The sequence below is a fragment of the Streptococcus australis genome (assembly GCF_019930045.1).
In the GTDB taxonomy this organism is placed as follows: Bacteria; Bacillota; Bacilli; order Lactobacillales; family Streptococcaceae; genus Streptococcus; species Streptococcus australis_D.
Map to the genome: position 1 here is coordinate 15,581 of NZ_JAHZQQ010000024.1, position 15,986 is coordinate 31,566.

16 protein-coding genes are annotated in these 15,986 nt (G+C 41.7%); 3 read left to right on the plus strand and 13 right to left on the minus strand.

Annotated features, from left to right (window positions below; genetic code table 11):
• Positions 1-52: 52 nt before the first annotated feature.
• The 3 genes from K1J10_RS05960 to K1J10_RS05970 all read right to left on the minus strand — a co-directional run bounded on the left by K1J10_RS05960 (position 53) and on the right by K1J10_RS05970 (position 3,802).
• Positions 53-2,293 (minus strand): DNA internalization-related competence protein ComEC/Rec2, encoded by a 2,241-nt coding sequence (locus K1J10_RS05960; protein WP_223356187.1) that lies wholly within the window; start codon positions 2,291-2,293, stop codon positions 53-55.
• A complete protein-coding gene (locus K1J10_RS05965; RefSeq protein ID WP_223356189.1) occupies positions 2,277-2,954 on the minus strand; it encodes a helix-hairpin-helix domain-containing protein in 678 nt (225 codons plus the stop codon). The genes K1J10_RS05960 and K1J10_RS05965 overlap by 17 nt, the downstream gene beginning before the upstream one ends.
• Before the next feature lie 104 nt (positions 2,955-3,058).
• Entirely contained in the window at positions 3,059-3,802 is a 744-nt protein-coding gene (locus K1J10_RS05970; protein ID WP_223356191.1) for a lysophospholipid acyltransferase family protein, read from the minus strand.
• A 137-nt stretch (positions 3,803-3,939) separates the two neighbouring features.
• On the opposite strand from K1J10_RS05970, the gene K1J10_RS05975 reads away from it, so the two are divergent.
• The 3 genes from K1J10_RS05975 (at position 3,940) to K1J10_RS05985 (ending at position 7,554) form a co-directional block, all read left to right on the plus strand.
• Entirely contained in the window at positions 3,940-6,279 is a 2,340-nt protein-coding gene (locus tag K1J10_RS05975; protein WP_223356193.1) for a cation-translocating P-type ATPase, read from the plus strand.
• A gap of 251 nt (positions 6,280-6,530) precedes the next feature.
• Positions 6,531-7,277: a tRNA1(Val) (adenine(37)-N6)-methyltransferase gene (locus K1J10_RS05980; RefSeq protein ID WP_126403984.1), complete on the plus strand. Its 747-nt coding sequence runs from the start codon at positions 6,531-6,533 to the stop codon at positions 7,275-7,277.
• Positions 7,267-7,554: a GIY-YIG nuclease family protein gene (locus K1J10_RS05985; RefSeq protein WP_061563750.1), complete on the plus strand. Its 288-nt coding sequence runs from the start codon at positions 7,267-7,269 to the stop codon at positions 7,552-7,554. Before K1J10_RS05980 ends, K1J10_RS05985 begins: the two co-directional genes overlap by 11 nt.
• 48 nt (positions 7,555-7,602) lie before the next feature.
• Here K1J10_RS05985 and K1J10_RS05990 read toward each other — a convergent pair whose 3' ends face one another.
• The 10 genes from K1J10_RS05990 to K1J10_RS06035 form a co-directional block, all read right to left on the minus strand.
• Positions 7,603-8,241 (minus strand): GNAT family N-acetyltransferase, encoded by a 639-nt coding sequence (locus K1J10_RS05990; protein WP_223356194.1) that lies wholly within the window; start codon positions 8,239-8,241, stop codon positions 7,603-7,605.
• A gap of 251 nt (positions 8,242-8,492) precedes the next feature.
• The gene (gene lacD / locus K1J10_RS05995; protein WP_223356196.1) at positions 8,493-9,473 is read right to left on the minus strand and encodes a tagatose-bisphosphate aldolase; all 981 of its coding nucleotides are present in this window, start codon (positions 9,471-9,473) and stop codon (positions 8,493-8,495) included.
• Between the two features lies 1 nt (position 9,474).
• Positions 9,475-10,404, minus strand: coding sequence for a tagatose-6-phosphate kinase (locus K1J10_RS06000; protein WP_223356198.1), 930 nt, complete (start codon positions 10,402-10,404; stop codon positions 9,475-9,477).
• Between the two features lie 11 nt (positions 10,405-10,415).
• On the minus strand, positions 10,416-10,931 hold the full coding sequence (gene lacB, locus K1J10_RS06005) for a galactose-6-phosphate isomerase subunit LacB (RefSeq protein ID WP_223356200.1): 516 nt from the start codon (positions 10,929-10,931) through the stop codon (positions 10,416-10,418).
• 16 nt (positions 10,932-10,947) lie between these two features.
• Positions 10,948-11,373, minus strand: coding sequence for a galactose-6-phosphate isomerase subunit LacA (gene lacA, locus K1J10_RS06010; protein ID WP_223356202.1), 426 nt, complete (start codon positions 11,371-11,373; stop codon positions 10,948-10,950).
• 69 nt (positions 11,374-11,442) lie between these two features.
• On the minus strand, positions 11,443-12,327 hold the full coding sequence (locus K1J10_RS06015; protein ID WP_223356204.1) for an aldose 1-epimerase family protein: 885 nt from the start codon (positions 12,325-12,327) through the stop codon (positions 11,443-11,445).
• 104 nt (positions 12,328-12,431) lie between these two features.
• The gene (locus K1J10_RS06020; protein ID WP_126403978.1) at positions 12,432-13,907 is read right to left on the minus strand and encodes a PTS transporter subunit IIC; all 1,476 of its coding nucleotides are present in this window, start codon (positions 13,905-13,907) and stop codon (positions 12,432-12,434) included.
• 96 nt (positions 13,908-14,003) lie between these two features.
• Positions 14,004-14,309, minus strand: a complete 306-nt coding sequence (locus tag K1J10_RS06025) for a PTS sugar transporter subunit IIB (protein ID WP_006148587.1) — start codon at positions 14,307-14,309, stop codon at positions 14,004-14,006.
• Positions 14,310-14,348: 39 nt separating this feature from the next.
• Positions 14,349-14,825, minus strand: a complete 477-nt coding sequence (locus tag K1J10_RS06030) for a PTS sugar transporter subunit IIA (RefSeq protein WP_223356205.1) — start codon at positions 14,823-14,825, stop codon at positions 14,349-14,351.
• Between the two features lie 213 nt (positions 14,826-15,038).
• Positions 15,039-15,785, minus strand: a complete 747-nt coding sequence (locus K1J10_RS06035) for a DeoR/GlpR family DNA-binding transcription regulator (protein ID WP_223356206.1) — start codon at positions 15,783-15,785, stop codon at positions 15,039-15,041.
• Positions 15,786-15,986: the final 201 nt, after the last annotated feature.

Below are 15,986 nucleotides of genomic sequence, written 5' to 3' on the forward strand. Positions count from 1 at the left end.
TCATTTCCTTGACTTTATCATAGCAATTTTCAAGCTAGAAATCAAACAGCTCCTATCGAACGGTTTCAATCTTCCACTGATTCCACCCTCTAAAACGAATCGCTCCTTGCTGATCTGTACGAAAAACAGGCATTTGTAACTCTTTGAAGCGCTCTAAGGTTTCCTGATGAGGATGCTGGTAACGATTTTTTTCGCCTGCAGATATCAAGGCAATTTTTGCTTGGATTTTCTCTAAGAAGGCAGGATGAGAAGATCCCTTAGAACCATGGTGGCCTGCTTTTAGGACATCTACGCGCAGTTGAGAATAGCGGGCTAACAAGGTCTTTTCCCCTTCTTCTTCTAAATCTCCTGTAAAAAGGAAGGACCAACCATAAAAACGGCCATAAAGAACAATGGAATCGTTATTACTCCCATCTCCTACTTCTACCGGATAGAGGACTTCTGCACGCCCATCAAAAATCGACAGTTGATCACCAGCCTCCAACGTTTTTACCGGTAAGTTCAACCGTTTGAGCAGATGGACAAAAGAGTCTTTTTTTAAGCTTCCCTTGGAAATATTTATTTCCTTTATCCTAACCTTAGTCGCAAGCACTTCCAAATCTCCCATATGATCTGTGTCAGTATGCGTGAGAATCATATGATCAATCTGGTCAATCCCCCTGCTTTTGAGATAAGGGAGCAGGGTCCGTTCTGCATTGCTAGTAGACCTTCGCTTCTTCCATGCCTCCTTTTGGCCAAAGTCCACTTTTCCTCCTGTATCAATTAAAATGGTTTTCCCTCGCCAATCTCGCAACAAAATACTATCACCTTGACCAATATCAATGATGGTAATCTCATTTTCTAAAGGATGCTTCACGATAGCAAATACAGAGCATACTAAGAGTAGGAACAGGTATCTCCACTTCTTAACCTTTCGCATCTCATAGAGGCAAGCTAGCAAGCACAAGAGCAAGATAAAATAATAAATGCTTGGCTGTCCAAAAACCAAGGATTGACTAGTGAAGCTCGCTAGATACTCCATACTTTTTTCCATCCAGACGAAGAAAGGATTCCAGAAGGTCAAGGGATAAAGAAAAGAAAGGAGAAAGACAACACTCAATCCTGGCAACAACAGAAGATCAAATAAGAGAGAAAAAATAAAGGTTAGAGGAAGGGACCAGGGTTGGTATTCTCCAAAGAAAAAAATGAGAAAAGGAAGAACCCCTAGTGTTAACACTAGACTCTCCTTGATGACTTTTCGGATTCCCTCCTTCTCCTCCTCGGAAGAGGTTAAGGTCAATATAAAGGCGTAGGCGCAAGATAAGAGACCTCCAGCAGTCAATAAAGAGGCAGGTAAGAGAAGGACTAACAAGAGGAGAGTGACTCCCATATTCTCCATTCCTTTGAGACCAGCCTGGGCTAGGAGTTTCTGTAAGAGGCTTCGAACGACCGAAACCGAAAAACCTGTCATCCCAGCATAAAGAAGTGAAAACGGATAGAGCAGATAGGCAACCTTTTCCTGCTCCAATCCCAAGCGGAGAAAGAAGCGTCGAAAGACATCTAAGAAGAAGGCAACCTGCATGCCCGACAAGGCAAATAGATGGATAATTCCCAAGTTCGAATACAGCTGGCTCATTTCTTCAAACTCCACATCTAAAAAACCAAAAAGCAAGCCCGTCATGTAGTGACTCATGGGCTGGGGGAAATGCTGGTGAACCCATACAAGGGCCCTTCGCCTCCAACTAGACAGCAACCCTATGAAATCTTTAGGCTCAGCAGGTCTCTTTTCAAGGATGTGACTGATTTTTAAAAGGTGATAAATCCCTTGTGTTTTCAGATAAGCCTGGTAATCAAAACCCATAAAATTACGCTGTTTTGTCGGGATCTCTAACTCCCCTTTGATCCGTAATTCTAGCCCATGATCCAGGTGTTTAAAATAGGCTTGTTCTTCCTCTGACTGAAGCTGGTAGAAAACCTGAAAAGTACGGCTACCTGACTTCGCACGAAAGGATAAAGCATCTCCATTCACCTTGATGGTATCCGGTAAAAGCTGAATGACCCTTGGGACCCTATGATCGCTTGACTCTTGTTTTCCCTGTTCGATCCGGAAAGCAAAACAAAGGGCAAAGAGGGAAAGAAACCCTATGAGGCACAGAAATCGTTTGCCATCGTAGCGTCTCCTAAACAAGATGAAGAAGGCCAGAAAGAAGATCGAAGCAAGCCAGTGTCCCGTGTACATCCAATAATAGAGAGCTAAAACCGGCAGGGTGAGATGAAATGGATGAATGTTGAAACTTCTAATCCACTGTAACATGCTCTTTTAACTTTTCTAGCGTCTTTTGGCCAATCCCAGAAACATTTTTCAATTCATCAACAGACTGAAATCTCCCTTTTTCCTCTCGATAAGTAATAATATCTTGTGCTCGCTTTTGACCTATCCCAGAAATCGTCTGTAGTTCTGCTTCTGTTGCCGTATTGAGATTGACTTTCCCATCTTTTGACTGCTTTTCGCCACCTGTCGTTCCAGCAGATGCGGATGCAACAGGCGCTATCTCCTCTCCATTCTTAGCAACATAGACGATGGACTCATCCTCCAATTTTTGCGCCAAGTTGACGGATTGGCTGTTAGCTTCGTCTGTCATCCCTCCTGCTTTTTGCACTGCGTCATAGACCCGGCTCCCCACTGGAAGCTCATAAACCCCCGCTTGTCTGACAGCTCCCTTCACATCCACCATGATTTTTTCTTGAGAGGGCTCCATCTTTTCCTCACTCCTCTGCTGAGAGCTGGAAGAGAGGCTTGTGTCTTCCTTAGGAGACGTCTCCTGATCCACCATTTCTAACTGGGAAATGACAGTTTCCGGTGCTTGTGGGGGCTGCTTAGGCCAAAAGAGAAATAGTCCTCCAATTACCAAGCCCACAGCAGCCAAGCCTAAAAATAGTTTATATTCCTTGATCTTCTCAATCCACGTCTCCATAAATACCCCTTTTATTTTTATTATTCGTAAAAAATCGAAGAAATAAAAAAAAAGAAAGTCAAAAATCACATGATTTTTGACTTTCTTGTTCTCAAGAAAACTCATTAGTCCTTTCGATGCTTGTCTGGATCCCAAACGAAACTTGCGATATAACTAAACAAGAGGGTCAGTAGAACGACTACCAAGACAAATGGCAGGAGTAAAAACTTCAACAAACGGATGAGGATAAAAGGTTTACGATCATTGCGAAGTGATTGAGATTCCGCATCTAAGCGATCAAACTCAGCCTGGATACGTCTTGCAACTTCTTCCACGCCCTCATCGTTCATCTTTGCAATATCAGAAATATCAATGGGATGCCCAAAGTTCATGTCAACCCGTTCACAAGTGGCTAAGCCTTTCAGGGTCATTGGACCCGTATAAGTAACAGGCATAATGCGTACCTTAGCCATCTTAGCAATCACAGCAACTCCACCCTTAACATCCTGTGAATGGCGACTTCCACTTGGAAACATAATCAAGGAACGCTTGCTTTTTTTGAGCATATTCACTGGGTATTTAATCGCAGCGGCACCTGGATTTTCACGGTCAATTGGGAAAGCCCCGCACATGCGAATCCACCAACCAAAAATCCGATTGGTAAAGAGTTCTTTCTTAGCCATAAAGACAAATTGCTTGGGCTTGGTCGCAAAGGCCATGTAGACAGGATCCCACCAAGTTCGATGAGGAGCTACGAGAATGTAATTTTCTTCTTGACTCGGAATCAGTTCCTTATGATGGTAATGAGCATTTCCATTCAGAACCCATAAAATAAAGGTCACTAAGCCACGTAAATAGGTATAAAACATGCTTTCTCCTTTGATAATTCTCTTGTTTATCCATTATACCTTATCCTTCTGTTCCCCGCAAATCTTTTCAAAAAGTTACCGAGTCAACGAATCGACTGCATCTAGTCTTTTTCTTAAAAAAATGATATGATGTTTTTATGGAAATGAATGAATTAAAGGGATTAACCCATGAAGAGGTCCGCAAAAAAATACAGCGTGGCCAAACCAACGAATTTAAAGCGAATACCAGTACCAGTACCTGGCAAATCATCAAGCGCAATGTCTTCACCTTGTTTAATGCTTTGAACTTTGTGATCGCCCTCGCTTTGGTTGCGGTACAAGCCTGGAGCAACCTGGTCTTTTTTGCAGTCATCTGCTTTAATGCCTTATCCGGAATCGCCACAGAGCTCCGCGCTAAACGGATGATTGATAAATTGAATTTGATGAGTAAGGAGCTCGTCACTGTCATCCGAGCTGGAGAAGAAGAGACCATTGATCCAGAAGAAATTGTCCTTGGTGACCTGATTAAGCTATCTGCTGGGGACCAAATTCCGAGTGATGCCCTCGTTCAAAAGGGAGTTGCTGAAGCCAACGAAGCCATGCTGACGGGAGAAAGTGACTTGGTTCTCAAGGAAGAGGGAGATGAACTTCTATCCGGTAGCTTCTTAGCGAGTGGCCAGGTCTACGCCCGTGTCAAACGGGTGGGGGCCAATAACTACGCCAATAAATTAATGGTAGAAGCGAAAACTCTCAAACCCATCAACTCCCGCATTCTCTATAATCTGGCTAAAATCTCTAGTTTTACTGGAAAGATTATTATCCCATTTGGAATTGCCCTTTTCTGTGAAGCCTTTTTGATTAAACTGCTTCCAATGAAAGATTCTGTGATTACCTCTTCCACTGCCCTCCTGGGCATGTTGCCAAAAGGAATTGCCCTTCTGACAGTAACCTCTCTCTTAACAGCTGTAATCAAGTTAGGAATGCGCAAGGTCTTGGTTCAAGAGATGTACTCTGTGGAAACCCTGGCTCGTGTGGATACTCTTTGTTTGGATAAGACGGGAACCATCACCCAAGGAAAAATGACTGTCAAAGGCATTCACTCGCTATCTGAACACTTTTCTGAAGAAACTATCGAAGTTATTCTCGCTGCCTATATGCAAAATTCTGAGGATAACAACCCAACTGCCCAAGCTATCCGCAAAGCATATGGCGAGTTAGAACACGCTTATACAGCAGAATCAATCATTCCATTTTCAAGTGATCGAAAATGGGGTGCCATGACTCTAACCAACTTGGGAACCGTTTATTTAGGGGCCCCAGAAATGCTCCTCAAAGAAAATCCTCCAGCGGTATTGGAAGCCCAAGCCCATGGATCACGGGTCTTGATCTTAGCTCGCAGTGTGGAAGCCATCGATATGCATGATTTGACTTTGCCAAGTGATGTAGAAGCGATCGCCGTCATTGAAATCCTCGATCCAATCCGTGAAGGGGCTGCCGAAACCTTGGATTATCTTCGCTCCCAGGATGTGGATCTCAAAATCATCTCTGGTGATAATCCAGTTACTGTTTCTTACATTGCTAAGGAAGCTGGTTTTGAAAGCTACGAAAGTTATATTGACTGTTCTAAGATTGAGGACGATGAGTTGGTGGACCTAGCTGAAAGTACAGCCATTTTTGGACGGGTTTCTCCTCATCAAAAGAAACTCTTGATTCAAACCCTCAAGGCTGCTGGTCGTACCACTGCCATGACAGGGGACGGGGTCAATGATATCCTAGCCTTACGAGAAGCTGACTGTTCCATCGTGATGGCCGAAGGAGATCCTGCAACTCGTCAAATTGCCAATCTCGTCTTGTTAAACTCAGACTTCAATGATGTTCCAGAAATTCTCTTTGAAGGTCGTCGGGTCGTCAACAACATTGGACGAATCGCTCCTATCTTCTTTATTAAGACGATCTACTCCTTCATTCTGGCCATTATCTGTATCGCAAGTGCCCTTTTCTTTGACATCAACTACTTGTTGATTTTCCCATTTATTCCGATTCAGATTACGCTGATTGATCAGTTTGTCGAAGGATTCCCTCCATTTGTCTTGACCTTTGAACGAAACATTAAGCCAGTGGAAAAACACTTCCTCAAACGCTCCTTGCATCTGGCCTTACCAAATGCCTTGATGGTTGTCTTTAGCGTCTTATTTGTTCGTTTATGGGGAGCTCATCATGGCTGGTCTAGCCTGGACATGTCTACCCTTTCCTACTACTTGTTAGGATCTATTGGCTTCTTGTCCGTTATTCGGGCTTGCTTGCCACTCAATATCTGGCGAGGTCTCTTAATTATCTTTTCTGTCTGCGGCTTCTATCTCTCTGCCTTTTACTTGAAAGGTCTGATTGAAATCGGAACATTGACAGCTGTGACCTTCCCAGTCTACCTTGCCTTGATGGCCCTCTTTACGGGAATCTTCATCTTGGCGACCATTTATCAAAAATATGAATTTGATTAAATAACTCTTGGATAAGAGAGTGGGACAGAAATCGGTAATTCGTTAGAATTCGATTTCGTCGTCCCACCTCCGCACAGTTGAGTAGAGCTGTAAAAGCTGATGAAATCAGCGTAGTAGAGCCCACTCAACCACTGCGCCTTGCTTAACAATCCAAAAATAATTGAGAGGCTAGGACTTTTGTCCCAGCCTCTTATTTTTTCTTATCCCTTTCTACGCTTTTCCCCGCCCTCTTTTCATGCTATAATAGAGCCATGAACGATATCGAATTAAAAGACGGCGAACGCGTCAACCAACTATTTTCCAGTGATGTGAAAATCATTCAAAACAGAGAAGTTTTTAGCTATTCTATTGATAGTGTCCTTTTGTCGCGTTTTCCTAAGTTGCCCAACCGTGGTCTGATTGTAGACCTTTGTGCTGGCAATGGTGCTGTCGGACTCTTTGCTAGCACGCGCACCAAAGCAACCATCGTTGGAGTGGAGATACAAGAAAGACTAGCAGACATGGCAGAGCGTTCCATCCAATTGAATGGCCTCTCCGACCGCATGTCCATGATTACCGATGATTTAAAAAATTTGCCCCACCATTTCCCTGGTAGTAAAATCGACCTTATTCTCTGTAACCCTCCCTACTTTAAAGTGGACGAGCATTCCAATTTAAATGAGAGCCCTCATTATTTGCTAGCCCGTCATGAGATCACCACCAATTTGGACCAAATTTGTCAAGTGGCCCAACGGACTCTCAAGTCCAATGGCCGACTCGTCATGGTGCATCGTCCAGATCGCTTCTTAGATATTATTGAAACCATGAAACGCTACAATCTTGCTCCTAAACGGATTCAATTTGTCTATCCCAAGGTCCATAAAGATGCCAACATGCTCCTCATTGAGGCCATTAAAGATGGATCGCGGGATGGTCTAAAAATTCTGCCCCCACTATTCATCCATGAAGAAGATGGAAGCTATACGCCGGAGATTCATGAGATTTATTATGGAAACTAAAGCTTATATGTATGTAGTCCAGTGTGCGGATGGGACCCTCTATACTGGCTACACCACCGATATCGAGCGCCGTATCAAAACCCACAATGCTGGCAAAGGCGCCAAATATACCCGTCCCAGACTTCCTGTGACCTTGATCTACCAGGAGTCTTTCCCCGACAAAAGAGCTGCTATGTCAGCCGAGGCACTCTTTAAACGGAAGAGCCGAGAGGAAAAACTGACCTATATCAAGCATCAACAAACCAAGCTGGATTCAGAACATAAAAAAACTAAATAATTGTTTGCATACTAAAAGGAGCTCCCAAGAGCTCCTTTTTTTAATCATCTAAGATTCGTCATTAATTGTTTTTAAAAATGCCCAATTCCCAATGGTTTGGTTTCCATAATCTAGCACCATAGAATCTAAAAGGACGAATTCATTTTTTTCATAGAAGAAGACATTTTGTTGCGTACTAGTAATCAAGCCTAGACGCTTACAACCTTTGGCCTTTACGTAAGGTTCAATCCCGTTTTGGAGAAAATGACTACCAACCCCTTGGCCCTGAACAGTTGGGCTTACAGCTAACATCATTAAATACCAGTCGAAGTTTCCGGATTTTTTCAAATGTTGCTCCGAACGCTCCACCAGGTCCAGATATTTCATCAATTTCCAAGGGCTAATGTAACGGAATAACTTAAAAATTCCATTTAGTAGGTAAGAGACCATTGAGAAATCTTTTTGTTGCAAGAGTCCTACAGCTATAATTTCTCCATCTCGTTCAGCAACTAAGCACGTTTCCCCTTTGATGTAGAGCTTGACTAACAAGGTATGCAATAGCTCAATAAAGGCCGGAAAGTATTCAGGCTTTTTTAAATCTTCTTTAATGACGGTTAAAAATGGATAATTCATAAAAGCATCAGCGCAGACTTTTCCAATTAGCTTGTACTCATCTAGCCTTGCTTCTCTATATACGATCCTTTCCATACGCCAACTCCTTCATTCTAATAAGTCCATTATACTGTAAAATACTCTTTTTTTCGATTGCAATATGAAATTATCACATAAATCCTTACAAATCAGAAGCCATTTGAATAGTGAATGAAAGCTTAATCAGATTTATGAACATTGGGAACCAATTTTTGATGAATGACGGAACTACTCCTGCATAGAAACAAAAAAATAGTCCTTCTAGATTTTTCTAGAAAGACTATTTGATACGTTAGGAACTAAGAAAATTAAATACGCTCTTTCCAAGAAGTTGCGACTTGGTCTAAGACTTGGTTGAGCTCTTCAATGTTGCGACGACCTTCGGTACGGAGCCATTCACGAGCTGCTGCTTCGCCATTCTTGATGTAGGCCTCTACAGATCCAGCCCAAGTTGCACGACCACAAAGGACTCCGTTAAAGTTCGCGCCTGCTTCATGCGCAAAGACTAAAGTTTCTTGGAAGAGTTTAGCAGAGACACCTGCACTCAAGTAGATGTATGGAAGCTTGGTTGCTGCTTCTTGTTCTTTAAAGAAGGCTGCAGCTTCTTCACGGCTATGAACGATTTCACCATCGCCAAAACCTTCAACGTATTTAACATTGACTGGAACTTCTACCTTCAAGACATCAATGTTGAAGCGTGGGTCTGAGAAGACTTTCATCGCTTCGATGACTTTGCGAGGTTTCACTTTAGCGTATTCGACAGAACCTGCATCAGCGATTTTTTCATCGTAAGCCAAGATTTCAAGGAAGAATGGAATTTCTTCTGCCACACATTCTGAACCGATACGTTCGATGTAGGCTTGTTTTTCTTGGTTGAGTTCATCAGCACTATCGACATCATAGTAGAGCAAGAATTTCACTGCATCTGCACCTTGTTCTTTGATGCGTTTGGCTGACCAAAGGTTAAGGCAGTCTGGCAGACGCTTGGTGCTAGAAGTGTCGTAGCCTGTTTTTTCATAAGCCAACAAGAGACCTGCTTCTGCATCCAAGACCTTAGTTGCTGGAAGTCCATACTCAGGATCCAAGAGCATAGAAGATGCGAATGGTGTCAATTCTTCAGCTACTAGGACCTTCAATTCTTCCATTTGCGCCACGGTTGGTTCTGTGTCTTGGTACTGAGCCATAAGGCGTTTCAAGGCACCACGTTGGTCAAAGGCCAAGGCTGAGATCACACACTCTTTGGTGCTCAATTTTTCTAAATAGTTGCGTTTTTGTTCTGTTAATACCATCTTATACCTCTTTTACAATTATATTCTGATACAAATCATCGTAGTGGGCCATATTGACATGCCCTGTCATCTTTTCTTGGGCATTTAGCATCCCTAGGACCATAGCATGGGTCAAGAGAGCCACGTCATCTTTTCCGCTACTGAGGGCAGCAGAAATCCCAGCCACAGTTGAATCTCCAGATCCCACTGGATTGACCACTTCAATTTTTGGAATATCGACCTTATAGAAGCTGTCTCCATGTTTGGCAAAGGCACCATCTCCACCTAAGGAGACGATAATCCATTCGATTCCTTCAAACAGTGGGTCTTTCAAAACTTCTTTCAAGTCCTCAAAATCAGCTGAAACATCCCGTCCTAAGAGTTGAGATAATTCTTCGCGATTGGGTTTAATCACCGTTGGTTTGAATGGTGAGTGAAGGACCGCTTCTAAAGATTTGCCTGATGAATCAAGTACAACCTTGCGTCCTGATTCTCTTGCAATCTCAATTAGGCTCGCATAATAGTCCACTGGTAGTCCTGTAGGAAGACTTCCCGAAATAGCAATCACATCCGCTGTCGGCATGAGGAGTTTGAAATGATGAAGGAAGCCTAAAGCTTCCGTCCGGATAATTTCTGGACCCGCTTCTAAGATTTCTGTTTGATTTCCTTCATGCAAGATGGCGATACAGTTCCGCGTATCTCCCAGGATATCATAGAAGAAGGATTGGACATCTCGTGGAAGATGGGTCTTGATGAATTGACCATTGGTCCCCCCAACAAAACCTGTTGCTCCAACTGTTTCACCGCTCTCAGCTAGGACACGGGTGACATTTAACCCTTTCCCACCAGCCGTCTTAGAAACTTCCGACACACGATTCACAGTATCCAACTTTAATTCTTCCAAGGGATAAGAAATATCAATGGAAGGATTCAAGGTGACAGTTAAGATCATATCCTCACCTCTTAGTCGTGGTATTCACCACGATCCCATTTTTCAAGGAATTCTGTAAAGAAGTCTGCATCTTCTTGGTGATCATTATGGATTTCCAAATGTTGAATCTTGGCAATCAATTTCTTGTTTTCTTCACTTGGTTTGTATTCTGCATGGATGAATGCTTCAATGATATCACACATGAGCAACTCACCGGTTACTTTACCACCAAAACCAATCACGTTGGCATTGAGTTCTTCTTTCGCATAAAGAGCCGTTGTCATATCGCGAACCAAGGCAGAGCGGATTCCAGGAACCTTGTTAACAGCGTTGTTAATCCCAACGCCTGTTCCACAGATACAAACTCCAAGGTCTGCTTGACCACTAGCGACTGCTTCTCCAACTTTTTTCCCAAAAATTGGGTAGTGGGTACGCGCGTGGTCATAGGTTCCGAAGTCAAGGACTTCATAACCTTTTGATTTCAAAAATTCAGAAACAGCCATTTTTTCATTTGTGACAATATGGTCACATCCAATTGCAATTTTCATTCCTTTACTCCTCCCCTTAGCACATCTTGTTGAGCATATCGACACGGATTTGGTGGCGACCGCCGTCATACTTACCGTTTACAAAACCTTTGGCGATATTTTTGGCCAATTGGTCACCCACGATTTGAGCACCCATGGTGATCATGCGAGAATTGTTGTGGCCACGAGTCATGTAGGCAGAACGCTCATCTGAAACTTCTGCCGCAACCATTCCTTTAATTTTAGTAGCGACAATGAATGGGCCAGCTCCATAAGCATCAATAACAATACCAAGATTGTCTTCTGCTTGTTTGACTTCCTTTGCAACAGCCAAGGTCACATCCACAAAGTCTTGCCCTTCTTCTGTCACATCCACCACTTGGAAACCTTCTGCTTCCAAATATTCTTTGACTACTTCTTTTAAGCGGATACCTGCTGCATCCGCACCAATAATAACTGACATATCATACTCCTTCTTTTTATTCATTTTTCAATCAAATACAGAAACTTCTATATTCAACAACATTATTTTCTATAAAATTTCGATTTCAAAACTAAGTTCTGCTACTTGACCTGCTGGCAAAAGTCGAACTTGCTTTTTATATTCCAAATAATCACTCTCTTCAAGGGAAGTGGATAAACCAGACCAAGGTTCTAATGCGATAAATGACCCTTTATTTGGCGTTGTCCAGATAATCAAGTTTGAAAAATCTGGAAAATGCAGACTTACCCCCTTCTCGTGCTTTTTAGAGCGGAGAGTCACCCTTCTTGATTGTAAGCAATCTAAGGTGATGGCATCCTTTTGGAAGAGATCGTAATCGAGATTTAGAATTTTCTCTTGCTGTAAGAAAGGTGTCCGATCAAAGACGTTTAGCAAGCCTGTCTCTGGATAGGATTTTGGAATACTACAAGTCTCTTCTTGTTCGAATTCCAGGTAGTAATCTTCAAATCCTTCATCCGCCATTAACGGACAATTAAATCCTGGATGGCCACCAACAATAAACGGCATGACTCCTTCTTCACCAAGATGGTAAACCCGATAGGTAACTTGAATCTTCTTACCTAGCAATTGATAGGAAATTTCTAATCTGAAATGATAGGGATATTGCTGATACATCTCTTCCGTATCTTCTATCCCAAAAGTCACCTGATCTTCTGTTTGCTCTACCAGCTCAAAATTTTTCTTGCGAACTAGCCCGTGGCGAGGGATCTTTCCAACACCTTGAGGGCGATACAAGGTCGTATCATTTCGAACCGAACCACAGATAGGAAAGAGAACTGGGGCTTGACCACTCCAATACTGAGCATCACCCTGCCAAAGATACTCGATACCATCCTGATCTTTGATAGAGGCCAGCTCACCACCTAACTCCTTGAAACAAACTTCCAGATCATTATTTTTTAAAGCTATCCTCATATTTCACTCCTTAGCATGTTATTTTAGAGAAAAAACTAGGCTACCTCCCTCCATATCTGGAAATTGATACCCTAGTTTTATCAAGTTACATAGTTAGGAGCGGATTATTTTGCATTTGCTGCGTATGCTTCGTTACGTTTGATCATTTGTTTTCTGTACCATGCAAAGATTCCAACGTAGAATGCTAAGAAGGCAACAACACCAACAATAGCTTTGATGTCTCCTGTAGTTGCGTTACCAATAGTCCAACCAAGAAGTTTTTCAACTGGTCCTTCAAGAGTTGAGTGAGTGATCAATTGAGCTTTGTCAACTCCTTCTGGGAAGGCATTTACACTTTTCGCCAATACTGTCGCAAATGGTGCGATAAGAGTTCCTGAAAGAAGGAAGAGTGGCAACAAGAGTGTTCCAAACACGATCATACGGATTAATTTACCACGTGTTACAACCAACAAGGCTGGAGTCACACCCATAGCGATGATCCCTGCAAGTGGCAAGATACCATTTCCGACATTAGAAAGAAGCACTGCTTCGATCAACATGATTGGTGCAAGTACGTTAGCACAAGCCCAGATTTCAGCACGACCAGCGATAAATGGCCAGTCCAAACCGATATTGAATTTACGTCCTTGAAGACGTTTAGTAGCAACGTTTGTAATACCTTGTGACAATGGTTCTACCGCTGCGATGAACCAAGAACCGATCAATGAGAACAATTCCAAGCAGACACCGGCAGTCAAACCAAGGCTCAACCAACCTTTAATAACCAATTCCCAAGTTTTAGCATCAGCTACATCAGCAACTGGTTGTGGAGTACCCATGATACCGATGACAATACCAAGAAGGAAACCGATAAAGAATTTAGATCCCCAGAAACCGATCTTCTTGTTCAATTTAGCTGCGTCGAAGTCGTATTTATCAAGACCTGGGAAGAATTTGTCAAAGATTTTATCCAAAACCATGATGATTGGGTTCATCATGTAGTTCATGTGAGTTGATGTCATTGGTGAAGAGCTAGGTGCATTCAACAAGTCATCAAATGTTGGTTTCATCAAGTCTGAGTTGATGATCTTCATAATCCCTACAAGGACTACTGCAAGAGTTGCAACGAAGAGGGAAACTCCTGCGCTAACACCATTCTTATCAGCATACCACTTAATCAAAAGACCTGTGATAGACAAGTGCCAGATATCAAAGATATCAACGTCAAGTGTATCTGTTTTCTTCATTGCAAGCATAACAACGTTGACAACCAACATAACTAGCAAGAAGTAAAGTGTCCAGGCAGACCCCCAAGTGATAGTCGCAAGAGGCGCCCAACCAACGTCTGTGATATTCAATTGAATACCAGTATTCTCAACGAATTTTGCAAGAGACGCTGAGAAAGCTCCATTCAACATACCGATGATTGCACCGATACCTGTAAGGGCGATGGCAAGTTTAATACCACCTTCAAGCGCTTTGGAGAATTTCACTCCAAACAAGAGAGCCAATAAAGTCAAGACGATCAACATGATGATCGGTGCGCCCATATCTAGAATGGGTTTGAAAAACTTATTGGCAAAATCGATAATGCCATTCATAATAAATCCTCCCGATTTATATTTTTATATTTTACAGAATTAAGAATGTCAGCAACCCCCAACATAGGAACCGCTTACAAAACAAAGATGAACAAATTAGCTTAAACCATGTTCTTTAATTGCTGCTTCGATATTGTCATATACCGGAGCGCTCATCGCAGGAATACGGAACAAGATTGGACCAGCTTCAACTACTGGAATACCAGGATCAAAGCCTAAATCTGTTGCAGCGATTGGTGTAAAGATATCATAGCCTTTAATCAAGTCTTCATTCACATCTTTTACCATTACCGCATCACATTGGACATCATATCCACGGTTTGACAGCTCTTCTTCTAGAGCGCTTTTGATTTGGTGGCTTGAGTTAACCCCTGCACCACAGGCAGCTAAAATTTTAATCATTTGAATGACCTCCATTATAAATATATTTATTTGTTACTATTAAGCAATCGCGTCTGTAATATAGCGATATAAGTCTTCTTCATTTTCCAATTTCGACATGTTTTCAAGATTTCCGTTTGTCGTAAAGAAATCCATCAAGTGCGCCAAAATGTTTGTTTGGCTGGAACTAGAATTGTTAATGATGAAGAATAAAAGTGAAACTTCTACTTCTTTATCAGGTGCGATCATATTGTGGAAGGTTACCGGATTTTTTAATCGAACAACTACAATATTCTCTGTCAGGTTATGGACGATATCCGTATGAGGAATGGCCACATTCGGCAAATCCTTTCCTAGAAATTCCATATCCAAACCAGTAGGGAACGATTTCTCTCTTTCTTTTAATGCAGCTCGATAAGAATCTGTCACAATCTGACGTTCTTCCAATAAAGTTGCAACCTGGTCAAACAATTCTTCTTGATTCGCAACATCTAGGCAAAAGACTAATTCCTGATTAAACAGTTGATTTAATCCCATTTTTTCACCCCTTCCACTTTTTAAATATCTTTTAATTACATGATAAGTATATCACTATATGAATGCGCTGTCAATTGCAATATGTAATTTTTTGTTCTTTTTTGTTTATTTTTTATAGATTTATTTGTAGCACCTATCCTATTAAAGTTAAAGGATAAAAAACGGCCAGAATCTGCTTGAATCCTGGCCGTTTAGCTGTTTCTTTTCTAATTTTTACAAAATTTTTGTATAAGAATTGTATTTTTCTCGTACTTTTTTAGAGATAGAATGATCGGTAATCACCGCATCTAAATCATCTAGACGGTAAAAAGCATAGAAAGAATAGCTATCAAACTTACTGTTATCTGCTACTACATACTTTTCAATGGCATTGTTAAGAATAATTTTATTACCATTTCCTTCTTCTTCGTTTGCAGTCATTGCTGTATGACCATCAATCCCATTTACTCCAATGAAAGCTTTCGAAACCTTAATTTCCTTTAAGAGCTTATTTGCAAACTGTCCTACAAAGGTCTGTGTCTTGACCCTATATCGACCTCCCACCAGGATAATGTCATAATTGGGTTGATCTTTTAATTTTTCAAAAATCGGCAAGGAATTGGTGACAATACTGACATGTTTCCCATCAAGATAATCGCCAATAAAATCTGTAGTGGTCCCTGCGCCAATAAAAATTGTATCACCTTCATCTATCAAAGCCGCACATTTTTGAGCAATCTCCCTTTTCTCTTCCACGTTCAACATGTTCTTTTCTGTATGGGAGACTTCTGTTAGACTATCCTTGATTTTTCGATGGGCCCCTCCATGTACACGTACCAACAAGCCTTGTTCTTCTAAGTCCATCAAATCCCGGCGAATTGTCATATCGGTTACACCCAGGAGATCGCTTAGATCCTTAACAGAGACCACTTCATTTTTATCCAACTCTTGTAAGATTGCTACATGTCTACTCTCTTTCATATGACGTCCTACTTTCCTATTTCTGCTTTCATTATACTATAATAGTGAACATTTTCAATAAGAAACAAACATTTTGTCCAATTTTTTCTATATTAACCACTTATTTTGTTGATCATTTTTGTAGATGATAAATTGCAAGAATAAGTGCAACATTTACTTGAACTCATCCTCTAGAGCTTCACAAGCAGTTCTGTAAGCTAA